This window comes from Spiroplasma sp. SV19 (assembly GCF_030060925.1).
Lineage (GTDB): Bacteria > Bacillota_I > Bacilli_A > Mycoplasmatales > Mycoplasmataceae > Spiroplasma.
In genome coordinates this window covers 1071780-1091411 of sequence record NZ_CP045455.1, presented here as the reverse complement: position 1 = coordinate 1091411, position 19632 = coordinate 1071780, and the positions used below count along the sequence as shown (strand labels likewise).

Sequence of the window (19632 nt, the reverse complement as noted above, 5' to 3'; positions counted from 1 at the left end):
TTTAGTTTCCTTCTTTCTTAATGATAATTTCATAAGTTCTAATTTGATATTTAGTTAATGTATCGGCTGTAATATTTTCAACGATAACATCTTCTAATAAGTTAAGAACATTGACTTGTACATTTGCATTAGCTATCTTTGCAAAATTTAACACAATATTATTGTCACTATTATTAAACCCCCGCACAACAATTGTTTGGCGTGTCTCATGTTTTTTAATTGCTTTAATTGTAAAATTGTCATAATTAAAAAATGGCAAAACTTGTTTTTGCTTTTTAAATGTAAAAGTATTTAAATCAGCAATTAAAAAATGATCAGCATGATGAAAAATTGAATTTAACTTTTGATTTTGATAAAAAATGGTTGGTGTATTCATTATTTCAGCCCGATTTCAGATTTCTTGATTAGTTGTTGAAAACCAAACCATTTGGAAACTTAAATCTGTTAATAATCGTGCATCATTAGTAAAAACCGTTATCTCACTCACTCCCGATGCACGACCAGGGCGATTAATTAATTCATCTCGTCCCAAAACAGGAACAGAACGAAATAATGTAATTCATAAAGCAACCCCTTTTGCTTGGTTAGTGACTTCATATTCATTATTGCCACAAGTAAGATAACCTGTTTTAATTTTGTTATGTTGTAAATAAACAAATGACTCATTAGTTTCAATTGCCACTGGCTTTTCTTTTCAATGTTCGTGTTGTCAAACTTTTAAATCTGCTGTTAATTGCGTTGGTCGTTGTATCGTACTATATGCTTGATTAGCATAAGAATGTGTTGTTAAAAATGGTATTTCATTTTTAATCCGTCATCTAATTTCAGTTCCAATATTTTTTGTCTTAATCTTAACTTTGATTTCATCAGTATTATTAATTTCAAAATCTAATCTAAAAGTTTGTTCTTGTTTTTTGTTATTTTCTTTAACTGATACTAAATATTTATTTTCTAATGTTAGAAAATAATAATCCTGTTGTGTATTAATCTCAGCAGTTGAAGTAACAAATTCATTAATAGATAACGAATTATTTTTTGAAGGTGAATAATCATAGGAGTCACCACAGTCATGATCAGCAACTAATAAGAATTGATTTTGATAATGAATCTGAAATTTTTGATCATAAATATCTAACGTTCCATTTTGATTAATTTTAATTTCTCACCGTTTTGTTTTAATCTCCTTACTTGGCTGTAAGCAATTATTTTTACTATTAGTAGTAACTAGTTTAAATTTGGCAAAAGTAAATAACGAAATCTTTAAGTCTAACATAATAATTTTTGTTTCAAAAAAACTATCTAAGGCAACATTTATTTCCCCATTCTTTGTTGCAATAACATTTTGCCCACCTTGATGATGTTTTTGTTTTGTAACAATAAAATTAACGGGCTGTTGATTTTGATCAATAATTTCGAAATATTGTTTTTTGCTAAATAATGTTACCTCAAAATTATTTTTAACTTGACACGCATTTAATTGTGGATTAAAAATAATAAATTCTTCATCGCTTAGTTGAAACTGATGCGCCATTACCTTTAGCAATTTTGTTGTTAAGCTTTCAACTAAATCATTAGCTTGAGCAAGACGGTTTTTAATATCCGCATTGGTCATATCACTGTTACATCCTCCCAAAGAATCATGGGCTTGTGAAGTTGTTAACAATTTTAGAACTCGTTCAATAATTTCATGTTGATAAACATTTGTTTGCAAATAAAAAAATGTTGCCAAGGGTTCTAACTTATTATATAAATTATATTCTAATTGTTTAGTTTTAATTTTTAAATCAACTCGTTGTGAAGCAATTGTTTTATGAATTCTTGCAAAAGCTGGTGTCTTTAATTCACCATTAACTGTTACTAATCTATTAAATTTTGTTGTTGCAAAATACTGATCATAATCAGATAATATTCATTCATGTTCATTATCAACATCATTTAATTCATTTATGAATTCTTGCAATAATTTTGTTACTGGTGCTTGATCACCACCAAAAGGAATTAACAAATTATTTGTTACTCCACCAAGTTTTTGTTTTAAAGTATTAAGAATATCAGTAAAATTTTGTAAAAAATTTTTTGCTTGCTTACGTAAATTTGTCAATGTTAAATTTTGATATGGAAAAAAACTACCCATAACCCAATATCCAAAATAAAAGTTATAGGCTAATATTTTTGTCCCATCAATTCCTTCTCATCAATGTACTACAGAATTTAATAAATCATTACTGTGCGCTCCTCGTCAATAAACAAAATGTTCCAACCCAAATTGTTGAAAAATTTGCGGCATCTGACCATTATGCCCAAAAGAATCAGGAACATAACCAACTCGTAAATAATCAGCCCGATATCTTTTTGCAACATTAATTCCTAATAACAAATTTCGGACAATTGATTCTGATGTTGAATTAAATAAATCTGGTTGCGTATACCATGGACCAATAATTAATTTTTTCTTTGCTAAACTTTCTCATAGCAACGAATTAACTTCGTGACTATGATAAGTGAGATAATCATCAATAATTGATGTTTGACCATCATAGGTAAAACTAAAACAATTTTTATTGGCCTGATATAAAGTTAGATATTGTTCTATATTTGAGCAAAGAATGACATCAGAGTCTTGTTTTGTAAAATATCATTCTTTGTCCCAATGGGTGTGGGGAACAACCATAATTTTTCATTTCTTCATTTTTATAGATTACTCTGCTTTCTCATTGTCTTTTGTAATTGGTATTGCTGAATTTTTTTTCTTATGTTTTTTACTTTTAAAAAGATTAGTAAAAGAAAGTCACCCTTGTTTCAACGACTGCCCTCATCCAACAAAATAGTTTTTAATATTTGTCCCAATTCAGTTTCAATATTCTTTTGCATTTTGAGCACGAATTCGTCACAATTGTTTTCACCAACCTTTAAACTTTTGCCAAGCAAGTTTAGGTTTTGTAAAAAATAATTTAACATTATGCCAACCATTTTTAACAGCAAGTTTACGGGCTAGTTTTTCAGTTTTTAATAACTCTGCTTCTTCACCTTTAATTCTTGGTTTTAGCAAGCCAGCAATAACAGCTGTAATAACTACTCCAATCAAAATTGCGAGAATTCATGCCATCGGCCAATGTGGTGCTGAATTCTGTTGAATATAACCCAAAAATGTTCCTAATGGTGATCCTAATCCTGCCGCAAATTTTACATTCCATACTGTTACTAAAACTCCGGCAACAGCAGAACCAATAACATTAGCTGGAATAATTCGAATTGGATCAGCAGCAGCAAACGGAATAGCCCCTTCAGTAATTCCAACCATTCCTGTTCCAAAAGCAGCTTTCCCCATAATTCGTTGATTTTTTGGGTAACGATTTTTGAAAATAATTGTTGATAGTCACATTCCTAATGGTGGGACTGAAATCGCTGCTTGCGCTGCGGTTCCCGGAATAAAGTTGGCATCTCAAAATGTTTTTCCTTCTGCCATTGCCTGTGCTAATGTCTGATAAAAAATAACTGTTCCAAATACTAACGCTGTTTTATTCAATGGTCCACCAAGATCAAACGAAATCATAATCGCGACAACTAAAGCAATAATAATGCCAGTTGATTGAAATTTATTTTGAAGATTATTTAACCCATCAAACATTGCTAATACTCAACCTGCAATTGGAGCCCCAATTACAAATTTAACTAATGTTGCCATAATAAAGACTCCTAAAATTGGAATAATCATTAATGGCTCAATTGGTTGTAAAACTTTTGGCCAACGAATAATTTTTAATAATTGCACCGAATAACCACTAATTAATCCAACAATAATTGCCCCAATAAAACCAGCTCCTGGCTCAATTGGCGAATTAGTGGTTCCTACGATGACATTAATTCCTAACATTTTGTTATCATTAATAATTCAACCAGCAATCATTGCTGGAACTACTCCTGGTTTATCTGCAATTGAATAAGCAACAAATCCAGCAAATAATGGAATCATTAATTTAAATCCTAATGCGCCAACATCCATTAAAAATTGTGGTAATTTACGAGTTGATAAAACTCAATTCTGTCCATAATCACCATAATTATCAACATACTCAGTTTGAAAAGCACATAAATTTGCAATCGCCATTAAAATCCCTGCCGCAATTGTCATTGGAATCATCCAAGAAATTCCCGTCATTAAGTGCGATAAAACACCTCGTTTTTTGGTTGTCCCAAATGTAACAACCCCTGTTTTTGTTCCTTTCGCGCCATAAATAGTCGCTGCTGCTAATGCTTGAATAATTAATTCCCTCGGATTTTTAATCGCTGCGTTAACACCGGTTTTGAAAACGCGTTTTCCATTAAAACGAGATAAATCAATCTTGACATCAGCAGCAATAATAACAACCTCGGCTTCCGCAATTTGTTCTAAGGTTAAAGCATTTTCAGCACCAATTGTGCCTTGCGTTTCGACATAAATTTCATAGCCCTTTTCAACTGCTGCTTTTTTCAAACCATCAGCAGCCATATAAGTGTGCGCAACTCCAGCAGCACAAGCTGTAATTGCCACAATCTTAATTTTTTTATTATCTTTATCCATTTTTTGTTATTCCTCCTTTTTTAATCACTAAAATCTGCTGAAACATAAAAGTAAATTGGATCAAAGTTAAATTTTGCTTGTGGAGAAAAAGTAATTAAAAAACGAATGGTATAAACAAAAGTATTTGTCTTTTGATAAGTTTTTAATAAGATAATAATATTATTAGTAGTATCTAGATTAAAAATTTTTCCTTTTTCTCATAGTTTATCAATGTTTAAATAAGAGTAATTACCTCCTTGCCCCTCAGCAGGAAGTTGATTTTGATTTGAAAAAGTTATTATTGTATCATTTTTATCTTTTCACTTAAAATTAGTCATTACATCAGGGTTACTTACCCCATCATATAATCATTTGGAGGTTGTTGAAGCATCATTAATTCCATAAATATTTGCCATCCGAACTGAAAAATAGGCCGCTTTAAACAAACTAGCATTAAGATTATTGTTTTGATAAAAATTACTATCATCAGTTCCTGTTAAACTTTTTTGCTGATTAACATTATTTGTAACATAAGTACTAACAAGGTTCGTAATATTATCAGAAGCTGTTCGTGCGTTAGTGATTGCTTTTTGATCCGTTGGATTCTGTAAATCATCTATGGTTGGTTTTGGCATTGGTAACGTACCGATAATGCCTAAATCAACAATAGACCCTGGATTGTGATTGTTATATCCTGATTGAGACTGTAAATGTGCCATAATCTGACGAAGTTGTTCAACTTTTAATGGTGGTGTTGTTCATGAACAAGCAACTACTGGTGAAACAGAACTCATCGTTAAACCTACAACCGATAACTTTAAAAGCATTTTTCGCATTATTATTCCTCCTATATCGCAATTTAATTGTATGCATTTCAAAATTATATCGGTAATTTTAATAAAAAGAATGGAATACTATTCCATTCTTTTTTGTTTTTGTAATAATTTATTGTTATGTCAACTTTCCATTTCATTTGAGAAACTGTCGCACTGATCAATTTTTTCCTTGTTTTTTTCATATAATAAATTTTTTAAATAATCAGTGAAAAAAAGAAAACTTCATAATGGTGAAAAAATTAAATTACTTTCAATGTCATTAATTCTTCGCACTTGATTATCAATATAAATAGTTAAATCACTATATTTTAATAAAGTTGATTGGGGGTTACTTGTAATTAAAATAATTTTTGCCTTAATTTTTTCACGTTTTAATAAAGCCAATAATTTTTGCGTAAACGCATGCAAACCCCGCATTGAAAATACAATTAAAAGATCATCTTTCGTGATTTTTAAAATTTTACTTGTGACAATATTTTTTCCCTTTTCTAGGATTGAAGTCGAATACCCAAAATGAGTTAACATTCCACATAAATCATTTAAAGCAATTAGACTGTGTCCCATTCCAAAAGCATAAATTTTTTTTGCTCGATTAATTTCATCTAACAAACAATTAATTTTCTTTTGTTGGTCATCAAACATTAAAGCATTAATATAATTGGAAACTTGATAATTATCTTGAATTTTTTCTAAAATATTATTATCCTTATTATAATCAGAAATATTTGCTAAACTAATTCCTTTTAAAATCCCCAATTTATAAACATAATCACGAAGCCCGCTTACTTTTATTTTTTTGAAGAAAGCATAAATAAAGCTCATTCCAACCCCATAACGACAACTAACAGCTTTTAAATTGGAGTTAATTAAAAAATGGTAGTTTTGAATTGTAAAATTATAAAAATCTAATTCTTGTTCTGATAAAATACTTAAATCTAATATTACGTCTTGATATGAACTCATAAGTCATCTCCTTTTAAAATAATCCCCCATCATATTTTTGCCTTTTTTACTTTGTTTATATTCTTAATTAAATAATAACTTAAAAACAAAAAAAAAAAAAAATGACATTAATGGTAAATAATGTCATTTTTTCATAAAAATTAAAATTTTTTATTCATGGACAAAAATCCAACCTAATGCTCCAACTCCAATGAAAAGATTAGGTATGGCCCCTAAATAAGTTCAGGGTGATTGATAATCTGCTTTAACAAAGAATCCAATTAGGAAAATGACTGCTAAACTAGTAATTGCTAAAGCTCACAATAGTGATCAAAATCCCGGTTTAACTGATAGCGGAACTAAAATATATAAAATCCCTAGAATCAGTAATACTGGTCAACTTGTATCTCAACCATAAATTGAAGTTTTTGTTGGAACACCTGCTGCAAACAAGATTCCAATTATAATAATTCAAGCCGCACCAATAAACATTAAAATCTTTGGTCATGTCAAATTTTTCATATTTTTTTCTCCTTTCAATAATTAAATTAATTATACCGGAAAACTATGAAATTATTTTGGCATTTTTATAACCTTCAGTATTAAAAGAATTTACTTTTTTTGATTTTAAATATGTCAAAATGTTAGACGCACGAAAGGCATTATTAATTGCAGGAATTAGTTGTGGTGAAACATATTGGGCATTATTTTCACCTTTAATTTTAAAATAAAAACCTCAGTGGGGTAGTAGGTATTTTATTTTGTTAAAGCTATTATTTATTCAATCTTCTTGATAATTTAAATCAATCCGAAATACATTTTGGACATCTGTCTTGGACACTTTGATTGAACCTTTACTTACAAGGCTTAATGGAATGTTCATTCCCACTTGAATTTTGTTTTCAGTGCTACTTCAAACACCATAAATTGCCTTTTGAATATCTGTTTGCAATAAGCTCTCTCATCGATTTGAGTCTCATCATACAAATTTTGTTCCATTTACTCCTTGAACTGGATGCGAATCAGCAATTGTTCCATATTGTTCAAACTCTTTTTGAAAGCGATCATTTAATTGCTTCATATTTTTGCTATTTTTAATGTCTTGTCACTTATCTTGTGCCATCATTGTATATTCTCCAACAGCCGTATTTTGTGTTAAAAAGGGATCAGAAATATACATACCATTATTGGTTTTAGTAAATATTATTGGCTCATAAATCTGAGTTACAAGTCGCATATTAGCAGTATCACCAAATGATAACTTTTTCATCACTTCATCAATATTGGTAATATTCTTAAAATAGACATAAACATGACTTTCTTGGTTAAGATCTAACCAATTGTCTTTTTGAATGCTACTTCTTGCCGATGGTAAATAATAATTATCATAACCAACGGTAAATTGCTCTGATGCAGCAGTTTTCATCTGATAAATCCAATCTGGATCTTGATATGAAATAAACTCATCAATATTTTTACAAGCAATAATTGTGGCAGTTGGAGACAAAATAAATGCACTACTCAATAGCACCATTAGTATTTTTTTCATATTCTTTTTGAACTCTTTCTAGCAGATTAGCAATTGACAATTTAATTCTAGTTACAGTAAACAAAAAAGCATTCCCAAAATGCTTTTTATATAACAATCATTAAATTATTTGTTTGCAAAATAATTACATGACTCACACCCAGGAGTTATATAATAAGACTAATTAAATTTAGAAAGGTCTACTGGCTTAACTTCATCCTACTAACCGCCTTCCCAAAAAATATTTTCAGTGGCTTATGGTGTTCGTCCATATCACAGTTGCTGGGACAGCTCAAGATTTGCACTTCATTCCCTAACTCTAAATAACTATATATTAAATTGTCTAAAAATATCATATCATATTTTATTTATCTTGATAATAATTAATTACAAAAATTAAACTAAAAAAAGCAAGACCAGAAGTAAGACTAATTAAACTTGGTAATCAAATATTATGTAATTCAGCAAAATATGTTAAATTTGGATATAGATTAGAATCTAAAATTCATTCCGGAACTGATCAAAAGAACGCACTTCCCATAATTGACGATGAATAACTTGGTACTAATAAATAACCAATAATATTTAAAATTTTATCACTACGAACAACCCCAAGGGGAAAAAACAATCCTGCTAAAAAAGCAAAAACTAAAAAAACAGTAATTGCAGTTACTAAAATAACTTTTAAATCGTTCGAACAAAGAGCAACTAAAATTCCAATTAAAGAAGCAACTAAAGATCCTAAAATAATTGCTCAAAAAAAACTAAACCAGTTAATTCATTCAACATGAATTGCTTCGCCATAACTTAGAAAAGCAATTAAAAATAATCATAATGATCCGACTAAACTAGTAATCACATTAATTAAAATTAAAACAAAAACTAATTGATACATTGATGCTTTTAATAAATGTAGTTGCCGAGCAAAACTTGTTTTTCGGAATTCATAAAAAGCAATTGATAAATCAAGAATTCCATTTAAAACACCAACCAGCAAAATTGACCCTGGTAATGCTAAATAACTAGCATTACTATTAAACATATTAGTAACACGAACACTAATAAAGTATAGTAGCACGGGCAAAACTAATGTTATTAAATAAGTATGTAATGATTTAAATCAATATTTACTAACAATCCGTAATAATGGCAAATTCATGGTTACTCCTTGTCTAATTAAGCACTAATAATTGTTTCAATTCTAACATCATGTTTTTCAATTGGTAATGGTTCTGGTACTAATTGTTCAATAAAAGCTAACCCAATTACTGTTTTTTGATAATTCTTTAAAAAACGATCATAATAACCCTTCCCATAGCCTAACCGAAAATAATTTTGATCAAACGCAACGATTGGCACAACAATAATATCAATTTCGTTTTTATTAATTAAGGGCAATGTAATTAGTGGTTCATAAAGCCCATACCGTTGATTAAATTCTAAATCAGCAGTTAAATTAGTAATTTGATAAAATTGTAAATCATTTTCTACCATTCGGGGAAGAAAAACATTGATTTTTGCTGCCAATAATTTTTCAATAATTAAAGTTGTGCCAACTTCTCCTTTAATTGAATAATAAAGCGCAATATTTCTACTATTTTGAATTATATCATTATCAAAAAAGCAATTAAAAATTTGTTGCTCTTTTTGTTTTCGCAATGATGGCGTAATCTTTTGACGCAAGGTTATTTTTTCTTGTCGGATTTGTTGCTTATTATTACCTGACATTAACCAACACTACCTTCCATATCCATTTTAATTAATTGATTTAACTCAACAGCATATTCCATTGGAAGTTCTCTTGTAAAAGGTTCTAAAAACCCCATTATAATCATTTCTAAAGCTTCTTGTTCTGATAAACCACGACTTTGTAAATAAAATAATTGTTCTTCAGAAACTTTGCTAACGGTTGCTTCATGCTCAATTTGTGATTCATTATTATAAACTTTATTTTGTGGAATTGTATCTGAATGTGATTTGCCATCTAAAATTAAGGTGTCACATTCTACTCGTGCTTTTGAATACTGTGCTTTTGGTCCAATATGGACTAAACCACGATAATTGGCTGTTCCCCCATTAAAGGTCATTGATTTAGAAATAATTTTTGAAGAAGTATTTTTCCCCAAATGAATCATTTTTGAACCCGCATCTTGAATTACATTTTCTTTTGCCACAGCAATCGAAATACACTGCCCTTTACTATTGTTTCCTTTTAAAATAACACTTGGATATTTCATATTAATTTTTGACCCAATATTACCATCAATTCATTCCATTTGTCCATTTTCTTCAACAATGCTTCGTTTTGTTACTAAATTTAGAACATTATCACTTCAATTTTGCACTGTTGTATAGCGCATTTTAGCATTTTTACCGACAAAAATTTCAACAATAGCCGCGTGAAGAGAATCACGTGAATAAATTGGCGCCGTGCATCCTTCAATATAATGTAATTCTGCATCATCTTCCACAATAATTAATGTTCGTTCAAACTGCCCACTGTTTTGGTAATTAATTCGAAAATAAGCTTGCAATGGTTTTTCTAATTTAACTCCCTTGGGAACATAAATAAATGAGCCCCCTGACCATACAGCACTATTTAAAGCAGCATATTTATTATCCGTATTTGGGACTAATGTTCCAAAATATTTTTTAAATAACTCTGGATGTTCACGAAGCGCTGTATCACAGTCTAAAAAGAAAACTCCTTTTTCTTCAACTTCTTTTAACATACTTCCATAAACCGGTTCACTATCATATTGGGCTTTTATTCCTGCTAAATAATCACGTTCTGCAGCCGGTAATCCTAAACGATCAAAAGTATTTTTAATTTTCTCAGGAACTTCTTCTCACGTTGTAGCAATGTGATCAGTTGCTTTAATATAATAAACATAATCATCAAAATTCATAAATTCTAAATTTGGTCCCCAACTTGGGTTGTTAATTTTTAAGAAATTACGATATGATTGTAAACGATACTCTCGCATTCATTCTGGTTCATTTTTATGATCAGAAATTTCATTAATAATATCCTCATTAAGACCTTTCCCTGTATTATAGTAAGAAATATCTCCATCACTAAAACCATACTTATAACTTGAAATTTCTTTAATTTGTTTCTCTTGTTTTAATTTTGGCATTAAATAACACCTCCCTTATTTTTTGTTATTTGTGTTTAATAAATTTAATAATAGCGTTTGAAGACCAGTAACACCAATTGTGGCACATTTAATTCGATTGGGTTGTTTTGCAATATTAATAAAAGCAATTAGGTCATTTAACTTTGTTTCATCATAGGGTTGATCAAAAACCATCGCAAGATAATTGTCAATAATTGCTAAACCATCATGAATGCTTTTTCCCTCTAATTCCTGGGCCATAATATCTGTTGATGCGGTTGAAATAGCACACCCAACACCGTCAAAACGTGCCATCATAATTTTTTGGTCAGTAACAATTAATTCTAAATGAATATCATCAATACATGATTCAGAAGCCTGGTGAATTGAATGTGCTGTTGGTTCTTTAGTTAATCCTTTGTATTGTGGTTCTGAATAATGTTCCATAATAATTTGGCGTAAAAACATCGGATCATTTTTATCAAATTCCATTTAAACCAACCTTCCTAAAAAATCTGTTTCATTTGCTAACGCTGTTACTAATCAGTCAATATCTTCATGACTATTATAAATTGAAAAACTAACGCGAATCGTATTTTTATCTGGAATAATTTCTCCAATTAAACGAGCACAATGATCACCACTGCGAACCATAATTTTGTTACGACTGCCTAAGTGAGTAGCAACATCTTGACAAAAAGCACCTTTCACATTAAAAACTAATGTGCCCGCTTTAGCATCAGCATTATAAATAATAACCTTATCTTGTAATTTTTGCTGAAATTGTTCAAGCGCATATTGTTTTAACTGATGCGTATAATTAATAATTTCTTTTAACGTAAGCATATTGACAAAATCAATCGCAGCACCAAAACCAAAAATATCACCAATATTAGCTGACCCAGCTTCTAAGCGTTCTGGCAAGCCTTTTAAAAGATAGTCCAAGCCATTACTTTCAATGCGAGCATTCATCCCACCACCAAGAATTAATGGTTTTAGTTTTAATAATAACTCTTCTTTTCCTCATAAAATTCCGATTCCGGTTGGTCCAAAAATTTTATGAGCAGAAAAAGTAATAAAATCAGCATTTCATTTTTGAACATCAGTTGGCATATGAATAATTCCTTGAGCACAATCAACGACAACAATAATTTCTGGATTAATTTTTTTAATCACCGCAATAATTGCTATCGGATCATTTTCATAACCTAAAATATTAGGAACATTAGCAAAAGAAACAATTTTTGTTTTAGGCGTAATTACTTTTGCTAATTGCTCTAAATCAATTTTAAAATTTGTTTCTGATAAAAATTTCACATGCGCTTTTTTTTCTGATGCTAAACGATACCACGGCAAAATATTTGCTCCATGTTCTTGTTTTGTAATTAAAATTTCATCTCCCTCATAGAGAAAGTCACTTAAACCATACGCTATTTGATTCAAACTATATGTTGCACCAGGGGTAAAAATAATTTCCTTATCTTTTTTAGCATTAATAAAATGTTGAATCTTACGCCGAATCATTTCATATTGCACATTTGTTTCATAACCTAAATCACTATCAATATTATGGGGATTAGTGCCATAATGAGTATAATAATTATTAATTGCATCAATCACAACTTGAGGTTTTAAACTAGTGGCTGAACTATCAAGATAAATTTGATCAGCGTTATTTTTAAAAAAAGGAAATTCGGTTCTAATTTTTTTATAATCAATCATACTTATTCTCCAATTTCTTTATCAATTTCATCAATAATATTTTTTTGTAATGTCTCATCTTCAATTGCATCAATCACATTTTTAAAATAACCCATACAAATTAATTTTCGTGCTTGGTTAACTGTTAATCCCCTTGTTTGTAAATAAAAGATTTGTTCGGGGTCTAACATGCCCACGGCATTAGCATGACTGGCTTTAATGTCGTTTTCATCAATTAATAAAATTGGGTCAGAAATTGCTTTTGAGGTCTTATCAAAAACTAATAACCTTAACTCCTGATGAGCTTCTGATTTACTCATTGTTTTTTCAATGTGACTAGTACATTTAACTGTTTGTAAGGAATTATCCTTTGCAATTGAATAGGTTTTAATATTGCTTTCGGTTGCTGGTGCCAAGTGATGAGCATAAATAATCGCATTTTTATGATAATTATGAGTTGATAAACTTGCTAAATAATATTTAAGGGTGCTCCGCTTGCCTTGCAAATTGAAAGTAACATTTTCCGTAATATTACTGTTAACAATGTTCAAATGATAAACATTAACCTGGCTTTTTTCTAAAACATTATAAAAAAGATTAGCAACTTGCTCACATTCACGTTTTTTATAAATATTAATAATATTAATTTGATTTTGAGCAGGAATATTATAGTTAATTGTGGCTTCGGCCGTTAAATTTAAAAAAATTAAAAAAGTTTTATTAACAACATCAGTTGGAAAATTAAGATTAATAACTTCACCAGGATTAATGTTCTCAATTGTTACATTTTGGGTTGTGTCACTAATTAAAAGATTATCACTAATAATTGTTTCGCTCTGATTTAGTAAAACTCGCATTATTATTTTCCTTTTTGCGCAGCACAACCAATTCCAGTTAAAGGTTTTGCTTCTACGGTTTTAGTATCAATTGTTAAATTTAATTCTTGTAATAATCATTCATAACCCTCTTTATTAATTTTTTTAACTAAACTATAATCACCACTTTTAACAATTTTCCCTTTAACAATGACATGGGCATGTGTTGGCTGGACTAAATTAAAAAAACGATCATAATGTGAAACAATAATTGCTGAAAAATTTTCTTGTAGCATTTTATTTAATTCAGCACTAACAACATTTAAAGCATCAACATCTAACCCCGAATCAATTTCATCAATTAAAGCTAGCGTTGGTTTTAACAAATTTAATTGCAAAATTTCATTCTTCTTCTTTTCTCCCCCCGAAAAACCAGTATTTAAATAACGGCGAATCATACTATCATCAATTTTTAAATTCTTAATATTATGGTTAATATCATTATATAATTGTGGTAACTTAATTGGAGCATCACGATGAGCATTAATAATTGCTTTTAAAAAATCTAAATTTAAAACTCCCGAGATTTCAACTGGTGATTGCATTGCGAAAAAAACCCCCATTTTACTACGCTCATCAACTGTTTTATCTAAAATACTTTCCCCATCAATTAAAATATCACCACGTTCAACAGTGTAACTGGGATGCCCCATAATTGTTGACAACAAAGTTGATTTCCCATTTCCATTTGGCCCCATTAAAGCATGAATTTCATTAATATTAACAGTTAAATTTAATCCATTTAAAATCATCTCATTATCAGCAGAAACAAACAAATCTTTAATTTCAATTTTTTGCATTTTTACCCCTCCTTTTTAAGAGTCTTTTACAGCATTTCCAAGTGAAATATCTTTATTTTTTTAAAAATAAAGTCTACTTTTATTGTACAATAAAAGTAGACTTTATTATAATTTTTTAATAGAATGTACTTAGTATTTTTTACCAAAAAGTACAAAAAAATGAAAAGTCAAAAGGAAGGATGAAGCAAAATGAAAAAACTTTTATCAATACTGAGCAGTATGGTAATAGTCGGAGCAACAGTTTCGGGAGTGGTGGCTTGTAATAATAAGGAAAAAAACAACCAGCATAAAAATGGGAATGGTGATAGTATTTGAGCTTGAATTCCCGGAATTTATGGTGGGAAGGAAATTACTTCCCCAGATATTTGGAGTGTTTTAGCAAACCCCTTTGTTGATGCCGGAAATGGAAAATGAACAAATGACCCCTCACAATGAGATGGTGCAACAAGAATTAAAATGTCAGTGCAATTAATGCAAATTTTAAGTGTGGCGATTTTAGCAAACCCAGATAAATTTTTCCCAACTAAACAAACAACAGTTGGTGATATTGCAGACTATAAAGATCTAAAAGATATTTTAAAAGATCAATGAAACTTATTAGTTCAAAACACAAACAATACTGTTGAGAAAAAGAAACAAAGTTTTAAAGATAGCGACCAAAAAAATTGAGAAAAAAAATATCATGATTTTTTAGACTCAAATTATAAAGATATTTCTGGTGCTAGTGGAAATAGAAAATATGAAATTGAAGAACAAAACTATAAAGCGGCAATTATGACAACTGGTGCTGATGGTGGAATTAGTGCAACGCAAATGTTAACTAACATTTTGTTAAATAATAACATGCGTACATATCAAACTAATACAGCAGAAACATCAGTAACTAAATTAAGTTCTTTTGCTGATTTTCTTAAAGGAGGCGGACAAGCAAAAGATTGAAATACTAATGACCAAAACTCACGAACACAAGTAGCTTTGGCTTTTAGTTGAGACAGCACAAGCGGAAGTTTTGGCGCTGATTTAAGCAAATTAACAGTTACCGAAATTAACACTCGTTTAGACACAATTGCAACAAACTTAAAGACAGAAGGATATGATGTTACTAAATATATGGTTAAATACCCACCAGTATCAACACCTGTTTTTACTGATCCAAGTTCAACATCAATTGGAACGCCCCTTTTAGCACAATCATATGACCCTGGACAATATTCATTATTTCAAAAATATCTTATTGAAAAGTGATTTCAAAATGAAAAACCTTTAGCAGTATCAAAAATAACTTATGCTTTTAAATCAGGTGTAACACCAACTGATACAGGTTTTACAAAAGATAGTTTTGATGAAAATGTTCAGGATCAAATTAATACTGATTTAGCTACTTTAAAAACAGCAGCAAATTGAGATGATTTTATTAACAATATTAAGGGAACTGCAACACCATCAACAGACTTATTAACCCTAAGTACGCAAGCAGATGCTGTTAAGTCTAATATTTTAAAAGCAAGTGTTTATGATAGCATTGGTGCTACAGCCGCTGCACCAGCTGATGATTTAGATAAGGCAGTAACTGCCATTGGTAGAAAAGCTACTGCTGATGCAATTAGTGGAAACTGAAAAATTGGAAATACAAGTGATATGGTTGTTGCCTTCTTTGATACAAATGGTTTAAATTTAGTCCATCTTGATGGTCGTGAATATTTAGCTGACGCAACGCCAACATCTTATAATGCTTATAATAGTGACTGACAATTTAAAAGCTTAAATTATTCAAATATTGCCTATAAAGCAATGTCTGACAAATCACAAATTTTAACAACAGATAAAACAAAACAAAAAATGAATACCCAATTTGCTAACGCCCAATATTTATGATATTTAACAAACCGTAGTTTAGTTAATAATGATAGTATTAGTAAACTTAAATTTAAGGTTTTAGACGAAGTTAAAAAATATGCCACATTAACTTCATCTTCTGGTTCAACCGATGACAAAACATGATGGTTCTGAATTTATGACTTTTTTAATAATTTTAATAATAAAATTCTCCAAAATGGAGCAGCTCCTGACCAATGATTAAAAAACTTTATTACTTTTAAAGATGGTGAAGGGAAAAATAATGCTGATTGATTTACATTAATTATTAGTGCAATGACAACGAACTTATCAGGAGGAGCAGTTCAACGCTTATATACTAGTTTTGAAGCTGAAAATAAAACAATCCAAGATTATAAAACTGGCGGACCTGCCGCAGAAATTAAAACAAAAGATATTGTTGATAAAATTGCACAGTCAAAATATTGGGATGAACAAATTACAGCAAATTATTCAGGAACTCATACTAGTCCTGCTCAGACTGCCTTTTGAGTCCATCATTTTAAAACATGAGAAACAGATAAAACAAAATATTATAATAACGGTGATCAAAATTGATATCGTGATGACTTTAGCACAATGGGAGGTAGAAGATAATGAAAAAATTACTAAGTGTTTTAGGCGCAATTACAATTGTTACTTCTGCTAGTACTACTGTTGTTGCTTGTGGAAAAAAGAGCTTTGAACGTTTTAGTGATCCTGCAATTGCTGATGAAGTTAAACGTTGAATTATTGCCCAAATTGATTCAGAAAATCAATCAAGCTATGTAAAATATTCATTTAATGATATCTTTACAAAGGCAGACTTAAAAACAATGGCCGTGCGATTATTAGATACTAATATTTCAAAATTCTTTTATGCCTCAGAAGAAGCAACAAGAGCTCGTTATACTGGTGTCACAATCGATGTTAGTCAACCAGAAAATGTCTTAGCAAAACAAATTGTTAGTTTTGTTGAACAAGTTGCCCTTGATAATTTGTATACTAAATATTTAACAGGAATATCAAATTATACGCCATTAGAATTAACAATTGCCGGACAAGGATATGCCCCTGATTACCAATCAGCAAATTGATATGTTGGTGGAGTTCAATCATATTTCTGAAAAACAGCAGGAACATCACCAGATTATACTAAATCACGAAAAGAACAAGGTGAAAGTAACTTTGAAATTCAAATTAAGTCAGCTGGAAGTAACTATAGTGACTTTAATAAAATGACAGAGGATCAGAAAAAAATTGCCTTAAAAATTCGTTTTAATGACTACTATAAACATGTTGAAGTTCCCGCTGTTATTGATAAAATTATTACCGCAACTTATTTACACCAAAATGAGGTTAAACGTTATGGTAGTGGTGATAAAACAGAAATTTATTTGAACCGAAATAGTGCCTTATTTAATGCCATTCAATCATGAGACACAATTAGTGGTGCTCGCTGAAATTCATATGTTAAAATGGTTTGAGAATTAAAATTAGACAAAGCTAGTTTAGATAAATTATTTGCTAGTGGTGAACCATTAGAAAATGTTGAAGCATTAAATACTGATTTAACAAATAACGAAAATGTTCTAACAAAAACCCTAAAAGATATGTTTAATACCTCAAAAGGTGGCGATGTATTTGATAATATGATTAACGAAGGAATTGATCCCATCTTTGGTCTTAGTGGTTTTAAAGGTTTTGTTGGAATTGATAAAAATAAAAATCCAAATGATATCTTTACAACGTTAAACAATGCTGATGCATATAAACAAAAAGTTATTGATGCAACAACACCAGGGATTATTAAGTCAGGAGAAGGAACAAGTCCATCAAGTTACCAATTTTTAGATGCTAACCGAAAATACGGATCAGTTGTTCTAGTCTTACCAATTTATACAATTGACTTAATGAAAAACATGAATATCAATTATCAAAATAATGCTACCAATAATAAACCATTATCATTAACTTGATATGGATCAGGAGGAACACCAACTGACCTTGATCAAGCTTGAGTCGCCCAACAAGGGGGTGCTAAACGTTCATTATCATGGTTATATAACAAAAAAGGTTACTTAGGAACATATGATGAAACTGGTCAACCTCTTTATGATAAAGACGGAATCCCAACAAACATTTCAAATGTAAAAGGACAAATTTTAAAATGAATTGAGTATACTTTTGCTCAGCAATCAAACTTGCAAACAGCAGCAAAAACAAGATTATATTCATTAGTCTTTGCTTATAATCCAGAAAATGTTTATTCACAAACTTTATTTGATGCAATTGGATCATTTATTGTCAAAGAAGATTAAAATATCTTCTTTTTTTTATGATAAAAATAAAAAAGCAAACTGCTTTGCTTTCATAATATGAAACATTTAATTAGTCTTGATATTTTTCATTTCAGACTTTTTTTACAGATGCTAGTAAATCTTCAAAGTAGGCCGCTTGTTCTAAATCATTTGGTTTAGAACTTTTTTTACGTTGACTAATTTGATGTTTTAACACTTCAAGATATTCATAAATATCTTCCCCTAGCATGCGATATCGCCCAACGATTTCTTTAGCTTCATCATGAGCTGTTTTTGTGCGATTATCTTCCATCATAATCATCTCCCCTCATTCTGGTTGCTACACACATATATTATACCACAAAATTGAAGAAATTATTAAATAATTTATAGCATTTAATTATAACAGAAAAAATACTAAATTTGTTAAAAAAATAAAAAATTATTAAATATTTTTCAATTTTTATCAAAAAAACTTGCCAATTTTTTATTCTTTTCAATCTGTAATATTACCATCTTTATTAATTTCTGGTAGATTTGGATCATTAATTCTATTTCAACGATAAACTGCTTTAAAATAATGTGGATAATTTTTTCAATCTTTTCAACTTCGACCATAACCTATTTGCAAATCAGCAAAATTTTTCATTAATCAATCACTAACCATATCAATTCTTATTTGAACTACATTATTATTAAATTTATTAATTTTTCAATTATTATTAAATAAACCATGTCATATAACAATATAATATTTACAATCAATTCTCCTAAATGCATTATCATTTGCATAAACCGGTTCTCAGTTACTTCCTGTTGGTGGTTGTTGGACATTAATTTGTCGCTCTAGTTTGGACTGCACTTTATGACAAGCAATTAATGTAGTTGTACTTGCTACAGTTAGCCCAATTGTTCCTAAAATGTTAATTACTAAGTACTTTCGCATAGTATTGCCCTTCCTTATTTGAAATTTTACTATATTATATATTATACTTTTTTTAAACAACATAAATTAAGAAATTTAGGATCACTAATTAAAAGTGACTAGTAAAGAAAAATCGAAAAAAATTAAACAAAAATAATTGCAATATCTTGCAATTTGTTTTTTATAACCACAATAAAATATGCTAATTCATC

17 protein-coding genes and 1 riboswitch are annotated in these 19632 nt (G+C 29.7%); of the genes, 2 read left to right on the top strand and 15 right to left on the bottom strand.

Annotated features, from left to right (window positions below; all coding sequences use genetic code 4):
* Position 1 precedes the first annotated feature (1 nt).
* The 13 genes from E7Y35_RS05260 to sufC form a co-directional block, all read right to left on the bottom strand.
* The gene (locus tag E7Y35_RS05260; protein WP_283271946.1) at positions 2–2689 is read right to left on the bottom strand and encodes a glycoside hydrolase family 38 N-terminal domain-containing protein; all 2688 of its coding nucleotides are present in this window, start codon (positions 2687–2689) and stop codon (positions 2–4) included.
* 9 nt (positions 2690–2698) lie between these two features.
* Positions 2699–4561 carry a PTS fructose transporter subunit IIC gene (locus E7Y35_RS05255; RefSeq protein ID WP_283271945.1) on the bottom strand — a complete coding sequence of 621 codons (1863 nt, stop codon included), beginning with the start codon at positions 4559–4561 and terminating at the stop codon, positions 2699–2701.
* Between the two features lie 20 nt (positions 4562–4581).
* Positions 4582–5376, bottom strand: coding sequence for a hypothetical protein (locus E7Y35_RS05250; RefSeq protein WP_283271944.1), 795 nt, complete (start codon positions 5374–5376; stop codon positions 4582–4584).
* Between the two features lie 78 nt (positions 5377–5454).
* Positions 5455–6339: a MurR/RpiR family transcriptional regulator gene (locus E7Y35_RS05245; protein ID WP_283271943.1), complete on the bottom strand. Its 885-nt coding sequence runs from the start codon at positions 6337–6339 to the stop codon at positions 5455–5457.
* A gap of 150 nt (positions 6340–6489) precedes the next feature.
* Entirely contained in the window at positions 6490–6840 is a 351-nt protein-coding gene (locus E7Y35_RS05240) for a hypothetical protein (RefSeq protein ID WP_283271942.1), read from the bottom strand.
* Positions 6841–6883: 43 nt separating this feature from the next.
* Positions 6884–7867 (bottom strand): hypothetical protein, encoded by a 984-nt coding sequence (locus E7Y35_RS05235; protein WP_283271941.1) that lies wholly within the window; start codon positions 7865–7867, stop codon positions 6884–6886.
* A 155-nt stretch (positions 7868–8022) separates the two neighbouring features.
* Positions 8023–8208: riboswitch (cobalamin riboswitch) on the bottom strand.
* A gap of 2 nt (positions 8209–8210) precedes the next feature.
* Positions 8211–9005 (bottom strand): hypothetical protein, encoded by a 795-nt coding sequence (locus tag E7Y35_RS05230; protein ID WP_283271940.1) that lies wholly within the window; start codon positions 9003–9005, stop codon positions 8211–8213.
* 17 nt (positions 9006–9022) lie between these two features.
* Positions 9023–9574, bottom strand: coding sequence for a 5-formyltetrahydrofolate cyclo-ligase (locus E7Y35_RS05225; protein ID WP_283271939.1), 552 nt, complete (start codon positions 9572–9574; stop codon positions 9023–9025).
* Entirely contained in the window at positions 9574–10986 is a 1413-nt protein-coding gene (gene sufB / locus E7Y35_RS05220) for a Fe-S cluster assembly protein SufB (protein WP_283271938.1), read from the bottom strand. The genes E7Y35_RS05225 and sufB overlap by 1 nt, the downstream gene beginning before the upstream one ends.
* Before the next feature lie 15 nt (positions 10987–11001).
* On the bottom strand, positions 11002–11457 hold the full coding sequence (sufU, locus tag E7Y35_RS05215) for a Fe-S cluster assembly sulfur transfer protein SufU (RefSeq protein ID WP_283271937.1): 456 nt from the start codon (positions 11455–11457) through the stop codon (positions 11002–11004).
* The gene (locus E7Y35_RS05210) at positions 11458–12687 is read right to left on the bottom strand and encodes an aminotransferase class V-fold PLP-dependent enzyme (RefSeq protein WP_283271936.1); all 1230 of its coding nucleotides are present in this window, start codon (positions 12685–12687) and stop codon (positions 11458–11460) included. It lies immediately after the preceding gene.
* 2 nt (positions 12688–12689) lie between these two features.
* Positions 12690–13523 (bottom strand): SufB/SufD family protein, encoded by an 834-nt coding sequence (locus E7Y35_RS05205; RefSeq protein ID WP_283271935.1) that lies wholly within the window; start codon positions 13521–13523, stop codon positions 12690–12692.
* A gap of 2 nt (positions 13524–13525) precedes the next feature.
* Entirely contained in the window at positions 13526–14341 is an 816-nt protein-coding gene (sufC, locus tag E7Y35_RS05200; protein WP_283271934.1) for a Fe-S cluster assembly ATPase SufC, read from the bottom strand.
* A gap of 189 nt (positions 14342–14530) precedes the next feature.
* On the opposite strand from sufC, the gene E7Y35_RS05195 reads away from it, so the two are divergent.
* On the top strand, positions 14531–16813 hold the full coding sequence (locus E7Y35_RS05195) for a lipoprotein (RefSeq protein WP_283271933.1): 2283 nt from the start codon (positions 14531–14533) through the stop codon (positions 16811–16813).
* Positions 16813–18516: a lipoprotein gene (locus E7Y35_RS05190; RefSeq protein WP_283271932.1), complete on the top strand. Its 1704-nt coding sequence runs from the start codon at positions 16813–16815 to the stop codon at positions 18514–18516. The genes E7Y35_RS05195 and E7Y35_RS05190 overlap by 1 nt, the downstream gene beginning before the upstream one ends.
* Before the next feature lie 70 nt (positions 18517–18586).
* Here the strand turns inward: E7Y35_RS05190 and E7Y35_RS05185 are convergent, their stop codons facing one another.
* Both E7Y35_RS05185 and E7Y35_RS05180 read right to left on the bottom strand, forming a co-directional pair.
* Entirely contained in the window at positions 18587–18811 is a 225-nt protein-coding gene (locus E7Y35_RS05185; protein WP_283271931.1) for a hypothetical protein, read from the bottom strand.
* Between the two features lie 171 nt (positions 18812–18982).
* On the bottom strand, positions 18983–19441 hold the full coding sequence (locus E7Y35_RS05180) for a DUF3688 family protein (RefSeq protein WP_283271930.1): 459 nt from the start codon (positions 19439–19441) through the stop codon (positions 18983–18985).
* Between the last annotated feature and the right edge of the window lie 191 nt (positions 19442–19632).